We start from the raw sequence: 20,567 nt of genomic DNA on the forward strand, positions 1-20,567 counted from the left end.
TTTTTTACTTTAAGGGCCTTGCCCTTAAAGTAAAAAGGGCGGTGCCCTTTATTGGGAGATGACGCCCCTTCAGGGCTTTGTAGAGCGGGAAGTTTTGGGGTTTTCCATTAAAACTGTGTAACTATTTAGCAGCCGCCTGCGGCGGTTTTTTATTTTATACCACTAAGACACTAAGGCACAAAGATATTAAGCGCAAAAATGTTGTCTCTTGGTGTCTTTGCGTCTTAGTGTCTTCGTGGTGAAAAATCCCGCCGCAGGCGGCTGCTAAATAGTTACAAAACTGTTTCCTTTTTTCTAACTTTCCTCCACAAAATCAACCATACTATGAAAGTCCTCAATTTGATTCTTGCGGTGCTGTTTATTCTTTTTGCGGTGGTCCAATACAACGACCCAGATCCCTGGGGCTGGGCTGCTTTGTACCTGTATGTAGCGGCTGCCTGCGGCATGGCTGCCTTTGGCAAAAGCAATAAGTTTATGCTAATCCTGGGGCTGGGCGTGAGTGCCATTTGGATGTTGACCCTCCTGCCCGATTTTATCCATTGGGTTCAAATGGGTATGCCGACAATTGTGGCACACATGAAAGCCGAAGCTCCACACATTGAGCTGACCCGGGAGTTTTTGGGCCTGGTGGTGTGTATGTCGGCATTGGGGTGGCAATGGTATCGCTTGCGCAAAAGTCAAAAAGCTTGAGTATTGTGTGGTAGTCTCAACTTCTCAAGCCCTCAACTGCTCAACTACTCCAGTTTTGTTATCTTTGCGGCGTACAAAAAAAGCCAAGCCAATCGATGCAGGTTATCCTAGACTATTTTCCCAACCTCAACGCCCAACAACAGGCGCAATTTGCGCAGTTGGACGAATTGTACCGGGAGTGGAATGCCAAGATCAACGTTGTATCGCGCAAGGACATTGATTCCCTTTATGCGCACCACATCCTCCATTCATTGGGCATCGCTAAGGTGGTGCAGTTCAAACCCGGTGCAGAGATACTCGACATTGGTACGGGGGGCGGTTTGCCAGGGATTCCACTGGCGATTGTTTTTCCCGAAACCCAGTTTACGTTGGTGGATGGAACAGGTAAAAAAATCCTGGTCGTCAAGGAAATTGCCCAGGCTTTGGGATTAAAAAACGTGGATGCCCAGCATGCCCGCGCCGAAGAACTCAAGCGACAGTTTGACTTTACCGTCTGTCGGGCCGTGACAACGCTGGATAAACTGTGTGCCTGGAGTTGGCCACTCATCAAGCGCAAGCAGCAGCACGCCTTGCCCAATGGCCTGATCACGCTCAAGGGTGGAAATCTGCGTGAAGAAATTGCGGCTTTGCCGAAAGGATCTTTTGTGAACAAAATTCCCCTCAGCAACTTTTTTAAAGATCCTTATTATGAGGAAAAATATGCTGTGTACGTTCAAGCTTAAAAGAGTCGTTTACAGCAATGGGAACCGTCTATTCATCACCCCTTTGACTTACCTCTAATCACCACTTATGCCACGATATTTGCTCAATTTTTTGAAGTTTCTCTTATTCCTGGGCGTTGGCGTTGTCATTTTGTACCTTTTGTACCGCCATCAAAATGCTGCTTTTCAGGCAGAATGCGCCTTGAAGGGAATTCCCGGCGAAGAATGTAGTTTGATTGATAAAGTAGTTCACGATTTTGGCACAGTAAGAGTAAGCTGGTTGTTTTTGGTGCTTTGTGCCTTTGTGGTAAGCAACATTTCCCGGGCGATTCGCTGGAACATGTTGATCAAACCGCTGGGTTATACGCCACGGCTCATCAATTCCTTTTTCTGCATCATGATTGGTTATTTTGCCAATCTGGGTTTGCCCCGTTTAGGTGAGGTTTTGCGGGCGGGTACCATGGCACAATACGAAAAAATTCCGGTGGAAAAAGTAATGGGCACCGTGGTGGTGGATCGGGTGATTGATGTGATCAGCATTTTGCTGGTTACCGCCCTGTCGATTGGCCTGGAATACGATACCATCCTCGCTTTTGCTAAGCAACATGTATCAATTGCAGATAAAATTGCGCTTTTGCAAAAAATGATCTTGTGGGGCATTCCGCTGATGCTCCTTGGTTTTGGTGTACTGTGGTACTTCCGCAAACCACTGCTGGCGACCAGCATTGGACAAAAAATCACCAATCTGGCACAAGGTTTTTGGCAAGGCATCCAAACGGTACGCCAATTGGAGCGCCCCTGGTTGTTTGTATTCCACAGTTTTTTGATTTGGTTCATGTACTATTCCATGACTTATCTCAATTTCCATGCTTTTCCCCCCACCGCACACCTTTCCCTGGTAGCCGCGCTGATCACTTTTGTGTTTGGCGGTTGGGGCATTGTGATTCCTTCGCCTGGGGGGATGGGCACCTACCATTTTTTGGCACAAACCGCGCTGGCCATGTACGGCATCAGTGGGGATGATGGTTTTTCCTGGGCCAACATCTCCTTCTTTACCATCCAATTGGGTGGTAACGTGGGGATTGGCTTGGCTTCCTGGCTGTTGTTGCCCGTAGTAAACCGCAACTACCAACCCAAAACCTTGAGCCATGAGCATGCTGGCACAAATTGAAGCTAAAATCCTGGATTGGGATGCTGCAAGCCAGAAAGTGCGGGAATGGCAAGCTCTGGGCGAAAAGGTAGTGTTTACCAATGGTTGCTTCGACCTTTTGCATTACGGGCATTTGCACTATCTGGCACAAGCCCGGGACTTGGGGCAAAGGCTGGTGCTGGGCCTGAATTCGGCTGCTTCGGTATCGCGCCTGAAAGGGCCGCATCGCCCCATCAACGACGAGCATACCCGCATCTGGCAAATGGCCTCCCTACAATTTATCGATATAGTAGTCACGTTTGAAGAAGATACTCCCTGGGATTTGCTCCAGGCGCTCCAACCGGATATTCTGGTGAAAGGAGGAGATTATGCGCCGGAAAGCATCGTTGGGGCTGATATTGTGCTAGGGAGGGGTGGAAAAGTGATGACCTTGCCTTTTGTGGAGGGGTACTCTACGACTTCGATTGAACAAAAGATCAAGAATAGTTAACGATTGACATAGATTGACTCCCAATATTCTCCCAAAGCGACAAAATGAGCACAAAGGACACAAAAGCAGCACAAAGGGCACAAAGCGGCGTCAACGTCTAACTTTGTGCCCTTTGTGCTGCCTTTGTGTCCTTTGTGAAAAAATATGTCGCTTTGGAAAAAGCTTGGAGACAATCCACGCCATTGAAAATTCGCACATGAGAAAACAACTCCTTTTTTTCTTCCTGTTCCTCATCGCGACAGGAAACGCCCACGCCCAAAGCAGCCCCATTCCCCGTGGCAACTACGCCTACTCCATCCTGGATCGCCTAGAAATCCTCGGCGGAATCGAAGCGCCTTATCACTCCTCGCTCAAATACTACGCCCGCAGCAAAGTCACCCAATTTGCCTTACAACTGGATTCCTTATCCTCTGTCAATTGGTCTACCCTGGATCGGGAGGATTTGAACTACCTTTTTCTCGACAACAATGAATGGCTGGGGCAAGCCGCTTTGCCCAATACCATTGGTGGCCCCAAATACCAGCCAAGAGGGGATAGTGTGGTGAACATGATCGAAGCCAGTTTGCGCAGCACCCATTACCAACGCAGCAAACGGCAGCTCTTCAAATGGCTTTACCCAACGCCAGCCAACCTTTTTGAGGTAAATACCCCCGATTTTCATTTGCGGCTCAACCCAGTCCTCAACATGCAACTGGGCAAAACCAACGATGATACTCAAAAATTTTTCCAATACTCACGAGGTGTAGAATTGCGGGCAGGCATCGATGATCGGGTATTTGTATACATGAACTTGCTGGAAAATCAGGCCCAATACCCCCAGTATGTGCGGGATTTGTACAACAAAACCTATGCTTTACCCGGTGCAGCTTTGGTAAAAAATTACAACAGCAAGTTTCTGAAATTCAACAATGGCTATGATTTTTTGCTGAGTGATGGCTATGTCGGGTTCAATTTGACGCGGCACATTGGTACGCAAGTTGGTTTTGGCCGCAATTTTATCGGCAATGGCTACCGCTCCTTACTGTTGTCCGATTTTGCACCTAATTATTTTTACCTCAAGCTCAATTGGCACATCTGGAAGTTTCATTTTCAAAACATTTTTGCCGAGATGGTGTCCTCCTCACCCAATTTTAACAGCAACAATGTCATTGAAAAGAAAAAATACATGGCCGCTCACCACCTGAGCATCAACCTGGGGCCAAATCTCAACCTGGGACTTTTTGAAACCGTGATGTTCTCCCGGCCCGATCACTTTGAATTCCACTACCTCAATCCAGTCATTTTCTATCGGGCAGTGGAGCAAGGTTTGGGAAGCCCGGACAACGTGATCCTGGGTTTTGATGGCAAGTGGAACCTGTTTCGCAAAATTCAACTCTACGGCCAGTTGACCATTGATGAATTTTTATTCAAACGCCTCATCTCTGACAACCAAGGCTATTGGGCCAACAAATTTGCGTTGCAAGCTGGCTTGAAATACGTGAATGCACTGGGGATAGATCACCTGGACTTGCAATTGGAGTACAACCTGGCTCGGCCTTACACCTACGCCCACTTCGACACAGCATCCACCTATACTCAGATCAACCAACCCCTGGCACATCCACTCGGTGCGAATTTTAAAGAATTCATCGCCATGCTGCGCTACCAGCCTTTCAAAAAACTGGTGTTGGATGTTCGCTACATCCGAGCCAATTTTGGAGAAGATGGTCCGACTGACAACTGGGGCGGCAACATCCTGCTCAACAACTACAAATTCCAGCGCGAATACGGCAATTTCATCGGTCAGGGTATCGCTGCTGAAACTTCTTTGCTGGGTTTGGACCTGAGTTACCAATTAGCGCATAATGTTTTCATTGATCTTCAGTATTTTTACCGCCGAAAGGACAGCGCCGAAAATGCGCGAGATCAAAAAGCCCAATTCATCAGTGCAGGAGTACGGGTGAATATGGGGAAACTTAGAATGGACTTTTAATGAGTTGAGAAGTTGAGAGGTTGAGGAGTTGAGGCTACCGCAGCGGCTTGGACGCAAACGTTCTCAACTCCTCAACTTCTCAACCCCTCAACAATAAACACAACTTATGGCAACCCAAACAAATCCTTCAGTAGCCTACTTCTGTATGGAGTACGGCTTGGACCAATCCTTCAAGGCTTACGCAGGTGGTCTGGGTATTCTGGCGGGCGACTACATGAAAGGCGCCAAAGACCACAATTTTCCCATCGTTGGCATTGGTATCAAATGGAAACAAGGCTACACCGATCAGCGGATCGACCCCATGGGTAAGCCTTATGATACCTACCACAACTACAACTACGACTTTATGGAGGACACTGGCGTCAGTGTTACCGTAGAAATTCGTGGCCTGGAAGTGGAATGTAAAGTGTGGAAGCTAGAAGCCTTTGGCAACGCTCCCCTCTATCTGCTGGATACCGACATCCCCGGCAACAACGACACCTGGGTGACCGGTCAATTGTACGGCTGGTTTGGCGAAGAGCGCATCGCTCAGGAAATTGTACTAGGCATCGGCGGTGTACGGGCCCTCCGCAAACTGGGCATCAAGGTAGATGTATACCACTTCAACGAAGGGCACGCCCTTTTCGCGGGTTTTGAATTGCTGCGCGAAAAGATGGAAGAAGAAGAACTGGATTTTGAAGAAGCGGTGGATGCAGTGAAAAGCGAAATCGTGTTCACCACCCATACCCCTATTGTACAGGGCAACGAGTCGCACCCCATCGAGCGCATCATGTACATGGGCGCAAACATGCACCTGACTTGGGAGCAATTGGAAGAACTGGGGGGCAGCCCATTCAACATGACTGTTGGAGCACTGCGTTTGTCCAAAAAGTCAAACGCCGTAGCGCAATTGCACGGCGAGACTTCCAATAAAATGTGGGCGGAAATTGAGGATCGTTCAGAAATTATCGCCATTACCAACGCTATTCACCTGCCTACCTGGGTAGATCCAGCAATGATTGCGGCGGCTGAAAACGACGGTGACCTTTGGGCAACCCACTTGCAGAACAAACGTTCGATGATCGACTTCATCGAAGCCAAAACGGGGCACCGCCTGGATGAGAACAACCTGATCATCGGTTTCTCCCGCCGTGCTGCACCGTACAAGCGTTCCGATTTAATCTTTACTGATCCTGAGGTAATTGCACCCTTGCTGGAATCACGCAAGGTTCAGATCGTTTTCTCGGGTAAGGCACACCCGCTGGATGATACGGGCAAAGGAATCGTAGCCAACCTGGTGAAAATGGCGCGCCAATACCCCAAAGCGGTCATCTTCCTCGAAAACTACGACATGGCGATCGGGCGTATGCTCACGCGTGGCTCGGATATCTGGTTGAACAATCCGCGTCGTCCGCTCGAAGCGAGTGGTACTTCAGGGATGAAGGCAGCCATGAACGGGGTATTGAATTTCTCCATCCTAGACGGCTGGTGGCCTGAAGCTTGTGAGCACGGCGTGAACGGCTGGCAATTTGGCGATGCCTACGAAAACGAAGAGGATGTAGAGGCTCACGACGCTCATGACCTGAAGGCACTCTACGACGTGCTTTTGAACGAAGTGATCCCAACTTACTACAAGGACCGCAAAAAATGGGTCGCCATGATGAAGGCGAGTATCCTGAGTACGAAGGACCAGTTTGCGGTGAAACGGATGTTGGAGGAGTATTATGAGTTGTTGTATAAGGCGTAGGGAGTTCTGATACTGAATATGTTGGAAGGGTTTGAGGTGCGCTTAGTCCCTCAAACCCTTTTGTATTTAACCCATTAGCAAGAGTTTCGCTTTGATATTTGACTTAAAACTTCCTATGATAGGCCTCATTCCCTCTTGAACCAATGCAAGTCAAAGCGGTCCGAAATTTTGGGAAACTCAGCAAGTAGTTCTCCATCTGAGAAGCGAAAGAAATGGAAAGCGCCTTTTGCAAAGTCTTTGTTCTTGGCCTCTGCTTCATATTTTTTTCGTAAAAAATTGAAGGCAGGAGATGTATCTCTGTCAACAAAATGAAAGCTGGCATCACTGATGTTTGGAGTGCCTATGCCTACATCATTGTTGAAAAAAGAGCCCCTTAAATCTCCATGGGGGAAAAATTCAAGGGTATAGATTGCGCCAAGGGCCAAAAAATGCAATCTCAGGGTTTGATCAAAATTTACCTGTAAGACACTAAAACTGTGCAGGGCATATACAGACTTGACCAGCCCGTTTTTTACAAAAGATTCTGGTATTTCTTCCTGAGTAGTCCATTCCAATTGCCCATTCAAATCATATTTATTCAAATAAAAACCTTCATTGCGCTTTTTTTGATCCGTCCAAAGGCCTACTCCCCAAGTATAGATGGCATTGTTTTTAATATCAAATAGTAGTGAGGCCATATCGCTTTGATTGATGTTGGTGTCAAAATATCCTGCCCCATGGAGCATTCGAGGATTGGTGACACTATACATCCCCAGGTTCTTGTTAATTGCCAAATCCAGCATAAAATCAGCTTGGACTTTACCTGCAAAATCAACTTTCAAAATGCGAACTTTGGTATCATGTATCATCTCGGGTGTATAATGACTCACGAAGTATATCGCATCATCCGAGTTGCTATAATAAGACCAATCCGAATATGCGCTGTTTTTTTCAATCAATGGAAGTTCGAGGGTAATTTCACGTTTCGTCAAATTATCATTATCCCAGGTATCTAAGAAGTAAATTTTTTTAGCTGGGATCCCTTTTTTACCAGGCTCGTTTCGACGAATGATAACTGCAAATTCATTTTTTGTACAAAACATCGCATGAGGAAAATTGTAGCCAAAAAGATTTTCAATCTCTAATCTTTTGGTCTCTCCTTGGGTATTGATCCGCGTAAGCACCAATTTTTGCTGGGTTCCCGAAACAAAATATACAGTTTCTAAGCCGGAAGAAAAAATCATTTTGCCCATTACACTGGTTTCATCTAAAAGGCCTTGAAAAGACTGAGGGCCGGTCAATACTTCCCATACTTTTTGTCCTTGCGTATTGATGCGGTATATTTTTACCCCAGGATAATTGCCGCGTAGGCCGACCCGTTTTGCTTGCTCCATCGACGCTTTGTTGAGAAATAGAACACCTGCGCCATCAACCGCATAAGCACTTTGTGGGATTTCATCTTCATGGATTGTGATTGTGGTAGAACTGGTTTGGCCTTGTAAAATACCTGATTGAAGGAGGCCAATTGAAAAAATCAGGAACAGAGAACGTATGAGTTTCATAACTATTTATTAAAACAAAATAATAACAAAAATAAATATTTTCCCATTCTTTATTATAACAAAGAAAATGGATTTTTATTCTGTCACACAACAATAAAATTAAATTGCTAAAATCTCGGCTTCCCTGGTTTCACGCCCACCTCAACCCCATTCACCCCCTTCACTTTCACCTTTCCCTTATACACCTTATCTTAGCCACTGTAAACTTCCTTCAAATCACTTACAGAATACAAATCTTCTTCCTCGTTCAAGAAGTCAAAGGTTTGACCTTTCTGGGCGTTTGAGCTGATCAATTTTCTACTTCCATTGCCTGATCTGAATGCTTCGTCATTCTTTGTCTACTTTCCTTCCTTATCAAGAAACTTCTCAATAATCGGAACAACCAGGTCGCTGGTTTTAAAGCCTGGTTTTATAGTAGTAATTTCCCCCATGTAATCTCCGTGTCCACCTGGAATGATGGCCAATTCAGAATTGGTAATTTGTCGCTGGAGTTCAATGGCGTGTTCGGGGGTAATCATGTCCTTGTCGCCTATGATGATGAGGGTTGGGGCTTTAATCGATTTGATTTGCTCGTCTGGAATGTCTTTGAAATTTACCATTCTTTTTGCATCTCTGTCGTGCATGACTTGTAAGCCATTTGGGTCAGCCGCGACTTGTTGGTATGCCGTTTTCAGTTGTTCTGGCATATTTTCCAACTTGGCTTGTTCCATAAAGCCCCAAAACCATTCAGGAGCGCCGTTTCGTTTGGCAAGAGCTGAACCCAAAATCATTTTATCAACCATTTCAGGATGTCTAATCGCTATTTGTAAAGTAGTAGTTCCGCCATTGCTAAAACCGAAAAAGTCAGCACGGTCGATGTTTAAGTTTTTGAGCAGCACAGCAACATCATCTGCATCCTGTTCAAAGCTAAGGTCTGCGTTTCGGTCATTGGTCCGACCGTGGGCTTGTAATTCAACTGCAATTACTTTTCTGTTTTGGGCAAGCAGAGGTATGATTTTTTCAAAACTTGTCTGGATAGTTGAACCACCACCATGGATTAATACAATTGGTTTCCCTTGTCCATAAATTTCGTAATACATTTTCAGTCCATTCACCTCTGAATAGCCACTTTTAAAAGTCAAACTGTCTTTGGTTTCTATTTCCATTTTCTACATTTTTATGCTGCAAAATTCAAATTAAAAAGCCACCAATAAGAACGCTAAGGCTCTTTTTTCTCCACAATTTTCACAACCACAAACCTCGGAAAATAAATACCCTGGTTTTCAATCAGCTCTCCAAAATCAAAACTATTGACATTGTAGGTAATTTGTAATCCATCACCGTGGAGCTCGGGGTGGGCTTTGGCGGAGTACATAAAAGGCTTTTTTACCCCCGGGTATTCAGGTGCAAAAAACAGATAGGGTTCCGTCCATTTTCCGTACAAATGATCCGCCATTCTGACCCCCAATTTTGCCTCACCAAAACCGAAGGACTGGATTTGCAGGTATTTTTTCAAAACTGGGTCATAATGGACTGAATATTCGGTGCCTCCAATGAATAGGGGTTCAGGAATCGGTTTTTCGATTTTCCGGGCGCTCCATTTTCCGGCGATCCACCATTCCGGTTTATTTATTTTGCCCTGGTAAATCTTGTTTATTTTCCAGCGCAAAAGGAATACTTCATGGGTGGCTGGCTCAACAGCGCCATAGGCATAAAGGTAGTTTTTGTCTTTAAGCACTGCGGCGGAGCCAGCAATGGTTCCAAAGGTCTCGGGGCTGTCCAGGTATTGCATTTTCCAGGTGGAAGGTTCTTCCTGCAGGTTTGCAATCAGTACTGCACTCCACCCAAAAACTTCAAAGCCTAGGCCGGATGGTACTTCGTGCACCTTCATTAAAAAAACCAGCAACTTATCCTTGATCATGGTGCCATGCCCGGTCCAGAACCAGAAATTACCAGGGGTGTGGAAAAATGCTTCCGGTTCTTTTTTAGACTTATCCCAATAAAACGTCAAGGATGCGGTGCGTAAATCAAAGCCATCCTGAATGGCAATGCTGTTCCGGATGATTTTTGATTTTTTCCTCGAGCCAGCCGAGTCGCTGATGAAGCTATCGCTAAACAGCCACAACACCTTCCCGTTTCCAAGGTCAATCGAAGCCGCTCCATCGGCCCCACGCCAAACCGGATCATGGGTGAAATACTCATCTGCAGTTTTGGACCATTCCACTTTGATGCTGTACTTTGCCGTGTCGAATGGCTGAGCAATGCAAATGCGGGCAAGGAGTAGTAAAATGGCAATGGGGGAATATATTTTCATGAACCTGGCTATTTCTTTCAATCGTCTAAGCCCTTCCCTTCGAGTATTTGTATCATACATTTTTCAATTCTCGCTTCCCGGGTTTTGGCTTGTTTGGGTGTTGAAAAATGCAGCAAGTATGCTCTTTGTCGTCCAGGGGTCAATGCTTCAAATGCGGTTTTTAAGGCAGGATTTTCTGTTAATTTGTGTTGAAACTCTTCGGGCATGGCGAATTCGGTAGTCTTTTTTAACTCCACTTTTAAGCCCGCTTTTTCCACTTCAATCGCTTCATAAATATAGGCTTTTAAAATGGCTTCCATGTCCAGAATCTGCTGAACACTGGTGAAGCGAATCTGGCGTGCCGCTTTTACATTCTCCGTTTGTTGAACCAAAATGCCTTCGGCATCATGCAACAAGGCACCTTTGAAAAACAAAAATGCACAATACTCTTTAAACACGTGAATTAAAACGATGTTGCTTTTTTGATAGGTGTAGCAAGGAACGCCCCATTTCAATTCTTCGCTGAGCATGCAGTCAAGCACCATCGTTCTCAATTGCTCAATTTCGGCCTGCCACTTGCCTTTGTTGAAGTAAAAATCAACCTTGGGATTCATGTTTTTCATTTATAGATTAACAGAAGCAAGTTTCCTACTCGCAGGCCGGAAGTACCAGGATACCACCGTCAGCACAATCAACAATACTGGCCCAAAATATTCAACAGCACCATCGCTCACGGCCAGGTGAGAAAACACCGCGCCCGACATGGCAAAAAAGAAGCCTGCATAGGCCCATTCCTTGAGCAGAGGGAATTTAGGAATCAGGACAGCAACTACGCCCAAAAATTTCCAAATGGCCAGGATGGTCAGCAAATAAGCCGGATAACCCAAACGGGTAAACAGGGCTACTTCCTCCTTTACCTGGAGCAATTGTACAACTCCGGTGGATACCATTCCCAAGGCGAGCCAGATGGTAGCAATCCAATAGATGATTTTGTTTCTTTTGGTCATGGTTGGTTATTTTAGTTGGTTGAAGATGTCTTGTAGGCGGTTGTGAGCCATATTGAGGCCTTGGGCAAAGGGCAGCTGGAGCATCTGGTCTCGGAGGGCAACGGATTTATACACGATTTGCATGGTGAGCTTGCTGCTGTCGGCACTCAATGCTTCAAAGCTCAGGAACTCGAGCTGGACGGCAAAAGGGCTGTTTTCCATTTCAAAAGTCCGGGTGATTTTTTCATTTGGAAAAAACTCATGGATGACCCCATTGAACCCATGTTTGTTTCCCTTGGGGTCGATGGTTTCAAACTGGTAACTGCCGTGCTTTTTGTTTTCGAGTTTGAGCACTTTGGTACCCATCCATTGTTCTACGATTTCGGGCTCGACATAGGCTTTGAACAGCAATTCCAGAGGCAGTTCAAATTCCCTGGTGATTACTATTTCTTGTTTGCCATCCTCGGCGTGGATTTTGGTTTTGCGTTCCATCTTAGTTCTTGGGTTTGTAGTTTTTCATAATGGCTTCCAGTTTATTGAAGCGATCATCCCACATTTCGCGGAAGGGTTCAATGAAGTCAGCTACTTCCTTCATTTTTTTTGCATTGATGTGGTAGTGAATTTCTCTGCCGTTTTGCTCTTGTTCCAGCAATTCACACTTGGTGAGGATTTGTAAGTGTTTGGAAACGGTGGGTCTGGCAGTGTCAAAGTTTGAGGCTATTGCACCTGCAGTCATGGCTTGAGTGGCGAGCAAAAGCAGGATAGCCCGGCGGGTTGGGTCGGCGATGGCTTGGAATACGTCTCGTCTTTCTTTCATTGCGTAGTCATTTGGCTACAAATATAAGTGTAGTTACTTGACTACGCAATTTTTTTCTTCATTTTTTTCTAAACCTTGATTTTCCTTTTCAGAATAAGTGAACTCACAAAAGCAACCACCAGCCCAACTGGCAATACTTCCGAATAAGTAATCAAAATCATGAACAGCGGATTTTTGTACATCTCTTTGAAGTTTTGCATCTCTTTGGTTTTGGCAGGCAGATCAGCGGCGGGGACGTTTTTCAAAACATGCGCAATGTATTTGTCCAAAAAATCGGGTACAAAGAGGTAGTAAAAAAAAATCCAGGCCACAACGTACATGGTCGCACCGATTAAAGCAATCAGAGCACCAGTTTTAAAGGCGTTGCCGAGGGAAATGACGCCATTCAATTGTTTGTCGCGGTAGTTGCGGATGCCGAAGAAGGTCAGTGAAAATACCACGACCATGGCGGCATATCCAATGACCTCGTTGCCCTTGAAGTCAGCATTGTTGCGCACCATATTGACGGTGTAAATCATGTTGATGCAGAGGACGATGCCAAGCACGAGTCCAAAAATGAGCACAGTTTTTTTCATGGCTTTGCTGGTTTTGATTCAGGGCAAAACTAAGGCCAGCTGCCACAGGAGGCTTCATACTTTAGTACCAATTGTGCTTTTTTTAGGGATTTCAGCCTAAAGTACCAGTTGATTTATGCGGTGATTTTGAGCCTTTTGGCTTTTTCGATGGCTTGGGCCCGGCTTTTTACATCCATTTTTACAAATAGATTGGAGACATGGGTTTTAACGGTACTTAAAGAAAGGAACAGGTTCTCTGCAATCTCGGCGTTGCTCTGGCCTTTGGTCAAGAGCTGCAACACTTCGTATTCCCGGGTGCTCAAGTTCAGTTTTTTAAGCTCGGCTTCATTGATGGCCGTGTCGTCAGAAGTATGAATGTATACCTCTTTTTCAACGATGTGCGTTTCAACCTTTGGTTTCACCAATTGCAGGGCGATCCATACACCCAATACGGTAAAAAACACCGCGATCAATCCAATGTAAATGTCCAAGGCGTTGTCGAGAATCAAAAAGCGCCACTGGGACCATTTTAGCACAAATACCAAAATCGCCATGAGCAAGCCATAGAGGGTGATGTAGCGCGTTTTGAGCCAGAAATCCTTTAGAAACGACATGGTCATTGTGGCATAGTTCAAAATTCTTAACTCATGTATTCTTCACTCTTCACTCAAAAGAGTCAATAGTAGTCAGCGTGTGCAAATATATACAGCTTTTACTGCTTTGGCTGCAACATGCATCAACTCAGATCGATCCCCTGCTCTACCCCTACCTGCTCCAAAAAATTAGCATCGTGAGAAATGACCAGCAAAGTCCCCTTATATTCGTTGATGGCAGCAGTGAGGATTTCGATGTTCTGGATATCCAGGTTATTGGTTGGTTCATCCAGGATGATGAGGTCGGGTGCCTGATTGCCGATGGTGAGGCAACAAAGCATCAGGCGCATTTTTTCGCCCCCACTCAAGGCGGTCCCGGATTTGTCCCAATCGTCTTTGCCAAACAAAAAGCGGCTCAGGCGAATTTTGATGTCGTGTTCCGGTAGCGCGTTGGTATTGAATTTTTGCGCTTGTTCATACACACTGAGTCGATTGTCAATCAGCGAATAATCCTGATCGATGTACACCGCCTTGGTGGTCGCCCGTTGGATGCTACCGACCAGTGGCTCCAGTTCACCCAAAATGATTTTGATCAAAGTGGTTTTGCCCGAGCCATTGAGCCCACGGATGGCCAATCTTTCCCCACTGGCGAGAAGCACGTTCAGCGGTTCTGCCCAAAGCATTTTCTGCCCATAGCCAAAGTTGATGTTTTTGGCATTGATCAGGATTTTCCCCTTGTGTAAGGCGGAAGCATCAAAGCCAAACTTCATTTTGTCGATGTCCGGCAGTGATTTGCGCAACTCCGTCAGTTCTTGGGCGATGCCCCCGGTTTTTTCAGCATGGATGTCCTTAATGCGGGCCGTACTTTTTTCGGCACTGTTTTTCATGGTTTTCATCATGATGGTAGGCACCCCCGCTTTTTCCTGCTTTTTCCGGCCTCGGGCATCCAGTTTTTGCTGGCGTTCTAGGGTTTCCCGGGCTACTTCTTTGGCTTTGCGCAGGGCTTTTTCCTTGCTTTGGATGTCCTGGTCAAGGGCAGCACTTTCAATCTGTTTTTGCTCAGCGTAAAAATCGTAATTGCCACCGTAAACCGTAATGCCACGTTTGCTCAATTCGTATACAGTATCCAGCAGATTTAACAACTTTCGGTCGTGGCTGACTACGACCAAGGTTCTGTTCGTGTTTTGGATAAAATCGTACAAAATCCGGCGCCCTTCGGTATCCAGGTGGTTGCTGGGTTCATCCAGCAAAATGATCTCGGGTTGATGGATGGAAATGCCCGCGAGAAAAACTTTGGTTTTTTGCCCGCCGCTCAAATTGCCCATACTTTGGGTCAAATCCAGATCCTCCAATTTCCAATGGATCAGGGCTTCCTGACAACGCTCTTCAATCGTCCAGTCGTCGTCCAGGGCATTGAGGTTTGCTTCGCTGACCTCACCGTTTTCGATGGCTTTTAAGGCATTTAATTTGTCTTCAATGCGCAAGGCTTGGGCAATGCTGTAGTCGTTGAATTGCCCGAAAAGTTGCGGGATGTAATAAGGAGTATGTTCGGTTTTTACTACACCAGCGGCCGGAACTAAAGCACCAGCCATGATTTTGAGCAGGGTAGATTTCCCAATGCCGTTGTTGCCAATCAACGCGATTTTGTGTTGCCGATTGAAGGTGACATTGAGGTTATCGAACAATAAATCCTTATTGGGATGGAGATAAGAGAGATTTTGCAGAATCAACATGAATTCTTTCTTAAGAGCGATCTGCAGTTTTTTGGCGAAAGCAAAAAACTGACTCAGGCTCAAAAAGTGAATAATGATGGCACAGCGCTTTGCGGGTTTGCCAGTTATCGCTTTTTGAAAGAAATGGTCTCCTACATTGAATTATCTTTTGGTGAGAGGATGCAAAATTATGGGGATTTTATTTTGGATGCAAGGGGTTGAGAATTTTTAATTGAACTGATCGTATTTGGGCCATCACTGTCCGAATGTGAACGTTTTGTAGAAACCAAAATCCAGTTATACCATTGACAATTAAAAAGATAGGTAGGTGGCATAAAATTTGGTTTAAAAACTAAATATCGACCCATAAAAAATTCCCAAGCAATTTAAAAGTTCAACTATGTACCGCAACCTCTTCAAAGTCGCTTTTCGCAGCCTCCTGAAAAACAGATCTTCCTCCCTGATCAACATTGGTGGATTGGCCGTAGGAATGGCGGTCGCCATGTTGGTCGGATTGTGGATTTGGGACGAACTGTCCTTTGATCAGGATCAAAAAAACTACGGGCGCATTGCCCAGGTTTGGCAATTTGTAACTTTTGAAAAAGACAAAGCGGCTTATCAGGTCATGCCAATTCCTCTGGCAGAAGAGTTGCGCAGCAAGTATCCCGATTTTGAGGCAGTCAGTTTGTCCTCCAATACCATGGACCTCATTTTGGCCGACGGGGATAAAAAAATGGTCGGAACCGGCAATTTTGTCGAGCCAGTGTTCAGTGAAATGCTGGACTTGAACATGCTGGCGGGCAACCGGGACGCCCTAAAAGACATTCATTCCATTTTGCTTTCAGAGTCGCTGGCGAAAACCTTCTTTGGGGAGAACAAGCCACTCAATAAAATCATCAAAATCAACAATCGGCAAGACGTCAAGATTGCTGGTATCTACCAGGATTTTCCCTCCAACAGCTCCTTCAAGGACGTAAAACTCCTCGCACCCTGGGATTTGTTGTTGGCGACGGATGAACTAACGGCACGCGCCAAAGACATCTGGGATGAAAATTCCAAACAACTGTTTGTACAACTCAAAGCGGGTGCTGATATTGAACAGGTGTCGGCCAAAATCAAGGACATTCGGATGAAGCGGGACAATCCACCTTCCTACAAGCCGGAGTTTTTCCTGCATCCAATGTCGAAATGGCACCTGTACTCCAGCTTTAACCAGGGCGTCAATGATGGCGGGCTAATCAGGTTTGTCTGGCTCTTCGGGGCGATTGGAGTGTTTGTACTTCTGCTTGCTTGTGTCAATTTTATGAATTTGAGCACCGCGCGTTCCGAACGGCGGGCCAAAGAAGTGGGCATTCGCAAAAGCATCGGCTCCGGCCGTGGCCAATTGATTTTGCAATTCTTTCAGGAGTCTTTTTTGGTGGTGGTTTTTGCCTTTGGTTTGTCTTTACTTTTGGTGCAACTCACCTTGCCTTTTTTTAACGATATCACCAATAAAAAAGTCGAAATTCTGTGGGACAAGCCCTGGTTTTGGGCAGCAGGATTGGCCTTTATCCTATTTACCAGTTTGGTGGCAGGCAGTTATCCGGCTTTGTATTTGTCTTCGTTTCGGCCTATCAAAGTGTTGAAAGGAACCTTTCGGGCCGGACGGTTTGCGGCCATTCCGCGGCGGGTTTTGGTGGTTTTTCAATACACGGTTTCCATTACTTTGATCATAGGCACCCTGATTGTATTTCAGCAGATTCAATTTGCCAAAAACCGGCCAGTTGGTTACAGCCGCGATGGCCTGATTGAAATCACCATGAAGACACCTGAATTGAAGCAGCACTACGATGCCTTGCGCAATGATTTGTTCAAGGAGGGCGCAGTGGATGGGGTGTCAAAATCTTTTGGCTCAATCACGGTGGATTACGGTGGGGTGACTGGCCTGTCCTGGAAAGGGAAAAAAGAAGACCACAATCCCCTGTTGATCTCCAACGTCATTACCACTGATTACGGCAAAACGATTGGTTGGCAATTGCTGGAAGGCAGGGATTTTTCGCCCCAGTTTTTAACGGATTCAGCTGCCATGGTCATCAATGAAGAAGCAGTAGCCCTGATGGGTTTTGAAAAGCCGGTGGATGAAATTGTAAAATGGGCCGGTCGGGATTATCGGGTGATCGGCGTGGTCAAAAACATCATCAAAGAGTCTCCTTTTGAAAGCATAAAACCTTCCTTTTATACCCTGGACAAGGGCATGGCCAACGTCATCAACATCAAACTGGCGGCTGGCTTGAGCACCAGTTCCGCTTTGAGCAAGGTGGAAAAGGTGGTCAAAACCTACAACCCCTCGGCGCCTTTTGAGTACCAGTTTGTAGACGCAGAATACGCCCGGAAGTTTGAATTTGAAGTACAGATCGGCAAACTGGCGGCGTTTTTTGCCATCCTGGCCATCTTTATTTCCTGTTTGGGGCTTTTTGGTCTGGTTTCCTTTACGGCAGAGCAGCGCATCAAGGAGATTGGCATCCGCAAGGTGCTGGGCGCTTCCGTACTCAACCTCTGGGGCCTATTGTCCAAAGACTTTCTGGGCCTGGTTTTCATTGCCTTCGTGTTGGCGATTCCCATTGCCTATTACTACCTGAACGATTGGTTGCAGCAGTATACGTACCACATCAAAATCTCCTGGTGGATTTTTGCTGCGGCTGGAGCCGGGGCCTTGGTGATTACCGTTTTGACGGTGAGTTATCAGGCGATCCGGGCGGCGTTGGTGAATCCAGTTCAATCACTCAAATCCGAATAAGCCATGTACCGCAACTTCTTAAAAATCGCTTTTCGCAGCCTCCTGAAAAACAAGGTTTCGGCCTTCATCAACATCGCTGGGCTGGCCGTGGGCATGGCTGTAGCGATGCTGATTGCGCTTTGGGTGAACAATGAATTGTCGGCCAACCAGCACCACCAAAACTACCAAACCCTTTACCAGGTGATGATGCATCAAACTTTTGATGGGGAGCGCAGTTCACAAGTGGCTATGCCTTATCCATTGGGGACTGAACTAAAAACAAAGTACCCCGATTTTAAAGCAGTTGCGATGTGTGATTGGGGAGAAAAACGGGCTTTGGTAGCTGGAAATAAAAAGTTCCTCAAAAAAGGGCATTACATTGGAACAGAGGCCATTGAGATGTTTTCATTGCCCATCTTGAGTGGTGATAAAAACCCCTTAAAAGACCCTTATTCGATTGTGCTGACCGAAAAAACCGCCCAAGCGATTTTTGGAAAACAAAATCCTCTTGATCAAATCATTCGGGTAGACAATATCGTGGATGTAAAAGTGACCGCCGTAGTGGCCGAACAGCCGCAAAATGCGAGTTTACAATTTGACTATTTGTTGCCCTGGGACTTACAGATCAAACTCTACGATTGGGTAAAAACCTCTGCAACCAATTGGAAGGACAACTCCTATCAGGTTTATGTACAACTCAAGGAAGGATTACAGCCAGAAAATACCGAGGCCAAAATCAAAGATGTGGTCCTGAACCATGTCAGTGAAGACAAATTGATGCAAAAAGCCATCAAACCTGCGGTTTTTCTCCACCCAATGTCAAAATGGCGATTGTATGGGGAATTTGAAAATGGGAAAAACACGGGCGGTTTCATCAAATATGTGCGGCTGTTTGGGATTTTCGGGCTATTCATTTTGGTGATTGCCTGCATCAATTTTATGAACTTGAGTACAGCCCGCTCCGAAAAACGCGCCAAAGAAGTTGGGGTGCGCAAAGCCATAGGTTCAAGGCGGAAACAACTCATCGGACAGTTTTTAGGGGAATCGCTGCTCATCACATTTTTGGCACTGGCCTTGGCTTTGATCCTGGTGGTAGTTTTTTTGCCCTCTTTCAATGCCCTCACCGAAACGGAGTTGAGCATTCAATTTGGGAGCCCGGCTTTTTGGGGAGTGATGCTTGTTTTTACCCTGTTTACCGGGCTTTTGGCCGGAAGTTATCCTGCGCTTTATTTGTCGTCTTTCAGTCCGCTGAAAATCCTTAAAGGTGGGTTTCGGGTGGGTAAAAATGCAGCCTTGCCCCGTAAAGTTTTGATCGTGGTACAATTTTCCTTCTCCATAGTGCTGATGATCGGCACCATGATTATTTACCAACAAATCCAGTTTGTCAAAAACCGACCCATTGGATTCAACAACCAAGGCCTAATTTCGGTCGCTATTTCTCAAGATTTGACGCAGAATTTCGAGCCATTGCGCAATGAATTGCTGGCTTCGGGAATGGTGTCCTCGATTTGTATAGCGAGCTCGCCCGCCTCTGAAATTTGGAGCAACGGCAATGGTTGGGAATGGCGTGGCTCCACTCCAGCCGACAAAGGCACCCTTTTTAACATCATTGCCACCACGTATGACTACACTCAAACCATGGGCGTTGAACTCAAGGCAGGGCGGGATTTTTCCAGGGAATTCAGCACCGATGCTACGGGGGTGATCTTGAACGAAGCTGCCGTCAAACGGATGGGCTTGGAAAACCCCGTCGGTGAAGTAGTGAAATGGAATGGAAAAGCCCTGAGCGTCGTTGGAGTAATTCCCAACATCAACATGGAATCGCCTTTCCAAAGCATCTCACCCCTATCAATCGTATTCGATAAAGATTGGGTGGAGTGCCTATGTGTGAGGATAAATCCCAATGTTTCAAGCTCGGAGGCCATGGCCAAAATTGGGCCGATATTCGACAAATACAATCCCGGATTTCCATTTGACTATGCCTTTGCGGATGCCGAATACGCCAAAAAATTCAAATACACTGCCTTCATTGGCAACCTTTCTTTGATTGTCTCCATTTTAGCCATTTTTATTTCGTGCCTGGGTTTATTTGGTTTGGCGTCCTTCATGGCTGAGCAGCGCACCAAAGAAATTGGCATTCGCAAAGTTTTGGGCGCATCGGTAGCCAAACTCTGGCAATCCTTATCCAAAGACTTCGTGGTTTTGGTGCTGATCTCTTGCCTGATTGCTACACCCATTGCTTATTATTTTATGAACGAGTGGCTGCAAAAATATACCTACCGCATCGAAATTTCCTGGTGGGTTTTTGCTGTGGCTGTTATAGGTGCGTTGGCGATTACTTTGCTGACGGTGAGTTATCAGGCATTCAAGGCGGCCTTGGTGAATCCGGTGAAGTCATTGAAATCGGAGTGATAAAGTGGGGGCAACGCACCGTAGAGACGCACGGCTGTGCGTCTCTACAATCCGGAATCATCCATCATTTTTTGTGTTGCCCGATTTTGTTATTTACTCGAATGATTATAGCAATTTCTCTGGACCTTTTCCATTTCTTAACCCAGGTCAATGAACCCGAAAAATCAGCGCTATAATTTTGTGTCATGAAAAAATC

At 45.9% G+C, this 20,567-nt stretch carries 19 protein-coding genes; 9 read left to right on the plus strand and 10 right to left on the minus strand.

The features are described from left to right. The first annotated feature begins 324 nt into the window (after window positions 1–324). The 6 genes from ACO08K_RS14395 to glgP all read left to right on the plus strand — a co-directional run bounded on the left by ACO08K_RS14395 (window position 325) and on the right by glgP (window position 6,729). Window positions 325–690: a transmembrane 220 family protein gene (locus tag ACO08K_RS14395; RefSeq protein ID WP_421797101.1), complete on the plus strand. Its 366-nt coding sequence runs from the start codon at window positions 325–327 to the stop codon at window positions 688–690. 95 nt (window positions 691–785) lie between these two features. Then, entirely contained in the window at window positions 786–1,412 is a 627-nt protein-coding gene (rsmG, locus tag ACO08K_RS14400; RefSeq protein WP_421797102.1) for a 16S rRNA (guanine(527)-N(7))-methyltransferase RsmG, read from the plus strand. 67 nt (window positions 1,413–1,479) lie between these two features. Next, a complete protein-coding gene (locus ACO08K_RS14405) occupies window positions 1,480–2,562 on the plus strand; it encodes a lysylphosphatidylglycerol synthase transmembrane domain-containing protein (RefSeq protein ID WP_421797103.1) in 1,083 nt (360 codons plus the stop codon). Further along, the gene (gene rfaE2 / locus ACO08K_RS14410) at window positions 2,540–3,031 is read left to right on the plus strand and encodes a D-glycero-beta-D-manno-heptose 1-phosphate adenylyltransferase (RefSeq protein WP_421797104.1); all 492 of its coding nucleotides are present in this window, start codon (window positions 2,540–2,542) and stop codon (window positions 3,029–3,031) included. Before ACO08K_RS14405 ends, rfaE2 begins: the two co-directional genes overlap by 23 nt. A gap of 196 nt (window positions 3,032–3,227) precedes the next feature. Further along, window positions 3,228–5,003, plus strand: coding sequence for a capsule assembly Wzi family protein (locus tag ACO08K_RS14415; protein ID WP_421797105.1), 1,776 nt, complete (start codon window positions 3,228–3,230; stop codon window positions 5,001–5,003). Window positions 5,004–5,109: 106 nt separating this feature from the next. Next, window positions 5,110–6,729 (plus strand): alpha-glucan family phosphorylase, encoded by a 1,620-nt coding sequence (gene glgP / locus ACO08K_RS14420; protein WP_421797106.1) that lies wholly within the window; start codon window positions 5,110–5,112, stop codon window positions 6,727–6,729. A gap of 125 nt (window positions 6,730–6,854) precedes the next feature. Here glgP and ACO08K_RS14425 read toward each other — a convergent pair whose 3' ends face one another. The 10 genes from ACO08K_RS14425 to ACO08K_RS14470 form a co-directional block, all read right to left on the minus strand. After that, a complete protein-coding gene (locus tag ACO08K_RS14425; protein ID WP_421797107.1) occupies window positions 6,855–8,270 on the minus strand; it encodes a hypothetical protein in 1,416 nt (471 codons plus the stop codon). A gap of 338 nt (window positions 8,271–8,608) precedes the next feature. Beyond that, window positions 8,609–9,415, minus strand: a complete 807-nt coding sequence (locus ACO08K_RS14430; RefSeq protein ID WP_421797108.1) for an alpha/beta fold hydrolase — start codon at window positions 9,413–9,415, stop codon at window positions 8,609–8,611. A 53-nt stretch (window positions 9,416–9,468) separates the two neighbouring features. Then, on the minus strand, window positions 9,469–10,563 hold the full coding sequence (locus ACO08K_RS14435) for a DUF4185 domain-containing protein (RefSeq protein WP_421797109.1): 1,095 nt from the start codon (window positions 10,561–10,563) through the stop codon (window positions 9,469–9,471). Between the two features lie 17 nt (window positions 10,564–10,580). After that, window positions 10,581–11,156, minus strand: coding sequence for a YdeI/OmpD-associated family protein (locus ACO08K_RS14440; protein ID WP_421797110.1), 576 nt, complete (start codon window positions 11,154–11,156; stop codon window positions 10,581–10,583). A gap of 9 nt (window positions 11,157–11,165) precedes the next feature. Further along, the gene (locus ACO08K_RS14445) at window positions 11,166–11,549 is read right to left on the minus strand and encodes a DoxX family protein (RefSeq protein WP_421797111.1); all 384 of its coding nucleotides are present in this window, start codon (window positions 11,547–11,549) and stop codon (window positions 11,166–11,168) included. Window positions 11,550–11,555: 6 nt separating this feature from the next. Beyond that, a complete protein-coding gene (locus ACO08K_RS14450; protein WP_421797112.1) occupies window positions 11,556–12,020 on the minus strand; it encodes an SRPBCC domain-containing protein in 465 nt (154 codons plus the stop codon). Between the two features lies 1 nt (window position 12,021). Beyond that, the gene (locus tag ACO08K_RS14455; RefSeq protein ID WP_421797113.1) at window positions 12,022–12,345 is read right to left on the minus strand and encodes an ArsR/SmtB family transcription factor; all 324 of its coding nucleotides are present in this window, start codon (window positions 12,343–12,345) and stop codon (window positions 12,022–12,024) included. A gap of 68 nt (window positions 12,346–12,413) precedes the next feature. After that, a complete protein-coding gene (locus ACO08K_RS14460) occupies window positions 12,414–12,920 on the minus strand; it encodes a DUF4199 domain-containing protein (protein WP_421797114.1) in 507 nt (168 codons plus the stop codon). Window positions 12,921–13,033: 113 nt separating this feature from the next. After that, on the minus strand, window positions 13,034–13,519 hold the full coding sequence (locus ACO08K_RS14465) for a response regulator transcription factor (RefSeq protein WP_421797115.1): 486 nt from the start codon (window positions 13,517–13,519) through the stop codon (window positions 13,034–13,036). A 116-nt stretch (window positions 13,520–13,635) separates the two neighbouring features. After that, entirely contained in the window at window positions 13,636–15,225 is a 1,590-nt protein-coding gene (locus ACO08K_RS14470; protein ID WP_421797116.1) for an ABC-F family ATP-binding cassette domain-containing protein, read from the minus strand. On the opposite strand from ACO08K_RS14470, the gene ACO08K_RS14475 reads away from it, so the two are divergent. The 3 genes from ACO08K_RS14475 to ACO08K_RS14485 all read left to right on the plus strand — a co-directional run bounded on the left by ACO08K_RS14475 (window position 15,193) and on the right by ACO08K_RS14485 (window position 20,371). Then, complete coding sequence (locus ACO08K_RS14475) at window positions 15,193–15,426, plus strand: hypothetical protein (RefSeq protein WP_421797117.1); 234 nt, start codon at window positions 15,193–15,195, stop codon at window positions 15,424–15,426. The two genes, ACO08K_RS14470 and ACO08K_RS14475, sit on opposite strands and share 33 nt — an antisense overlap. Before the next feature lie 178 nt (window positions 15,427–15,604). Further along, window positions 15,605–17,980, plus strand: a complete 2,376-nt coding sequence (locus tag ACO08K_RS14480; protein ID WP_421797118.1) for an ABC transporter permease — start codon at window positions 15,605–15,607, stop codon at window positions 17,978–17,980. 3 nt (window positions 17,981–17,983) lie between these two features. Then, window positions 17,984–20,371, plus strand: coding sequence for an ABC transporter permease (locus ACO08K_RS14485; RefSeq protein ID WP_421797119.1), 2,388 nt, complete (start codon window positions 17,984–17,986; stop codon window positions 20,369–20,371). Window positions 20,372–20,567 lie beyond the last annotated feature (196 nt).

The sequence above is a fragment of the Haliscomenobacter sp. genome (assembly GCF_965225875.1).
GTDB lineage: Bacteria > Bacteroidota > Bacteroidia > Chitinophagales > Saprospiraceae > Haliscomenobacter.

Bases quoted from the DNA above. Each gene is read 5' to 3' on its own strand.
- ACO08K_RS14395 (WP_421797101.1), top strand. From the start codon at position 325: ATGAAAGTCCTCAATTTGATTCTTGCGGTGCTGTTTATTCTTTTTGCG.
- rsmG (WP_421797102.1), top strand. From the start codon at position 786: ATGCAGGTTATCCTAGACTATTTTCCCAACCTCAACGCCCAACAACAG.
- ACO08K_RS14405 (WP_421797103.1), top strand. From the start codon at position 1,480: ATGCCACGATATTTGCTCAATTTTTTGAAGTTTCTCTTATTCCTGGGC.
- rfaE2 (WP_421797104.1), top strand. From the start codon at position 2,540: ATGAGCATGCTGGCACAAATTGAAGCTAAAATCCTGGATTGGGATGCT.
- ACO08K_RS14415 (WP_421797105.1), top strand. From the start codon at position 3,228: ATGAGAAAACAACTCCTTTTTTTCTTCCTGTTCCTCATCGCGACAGGA.
- glgP (WP_421797106.1), top strand. From the start codon at position 5,110: ATGGCAACCCAAACAAATCCTTCAGTAGCCTACTTCTGTATGGAGTAC.
- ACO08K_RS14425 (WP_421797107.1), bottom strand. From the start codon at position 8,270: ATGAAACTCATACGTTCTCTGTTCCTGATTTTTTCAATTGGCCTCCTT.
- ACO08K_RS14430 (WP_421797108.1), bottom strand. From the start codon at position 9,415: ATGGAAATAGAAACCAAAGACAGTTTGACTTTTAAAAGTGGCTATTCA.
- ACO08K_RS14435 (WP_421797109.1), bottom strand. From the start codon at position 10,563: ATGAAAATATATTCCCCCATTGCCATTTTACTACTCCTTGCCCGCATT.
- ACO08K_RS14440 (WP_421797110.1), bottom strand. From the start codon at position 11,156: ATGAATCCCAAGGTTGATTTTTACTTCAACAAAGGCAAGTGGCAGGCC.
- ACO08K_RS14445 (WP_421797111.1), bottom strand. From the start codon at position 11,549: ATGACCAAAAGAAACAAAATCATCTATTGGATTGCTACCATCTGGCTC.
- ACO08K_RS14450 (WP_421797112.1), bottom strand. From the start codon at position 12,020: ATGGAACGCAAAACCAAAATCCACGCCGAGGATGGCAAACAAGAAATA.
- ACO08K_RS14455 (WP_421797113.1), bottom strand. From the start codon at position 12,345: ATGAAAGAAAGACGAGACGTATTCCAAGCCATCGCCGACCCAACCCGC.
- ACO08K_RS14460 (WP_421797114.1), bottom strand. From the start codon at position 12,920: ATGAAAAAAACTGTGCTCATTTTTGGACTCGTGCTTGGCATCGTCCTC.
- ACO08K_RS14465 (WP_421797115.1), bottom strand. From the start codon at position 13,519: ATGACCATGTCGTTTCTAAAGGATTTCTGGCTCAAAACGCGCTACATC.
- ACO08K_RS14475 (WP_421797117.1), top strand. From the start codon at position 15,193: ATGGAGATAAGAGAGATTTTGCAGAATCAACATGAATTCTTTCTTAAG.
- ACO08K_RS14470 (WP_421797116.1), bottom strand. From the start codon at position 15,225: ATGTTGATTCTGCAAAATCTCTCTTATCTCCATCCCAATAAGGATTTA.
- ACO08K_RS14480 (WP_421797118.1), top strand. From the start codon at position 15,605: ATGTACCGCAACCTCTTCAAAGTCGCTTTTCGCAGCCTCCTGAAAAAC.
- ACO08K_RS14485 (WP_421797119.1), top strand. From the start codon at position 17,984: ATGTACCGCAACTTCTTAAAAATCGCTTTTCGCAGCCTCCTGAAAAAC.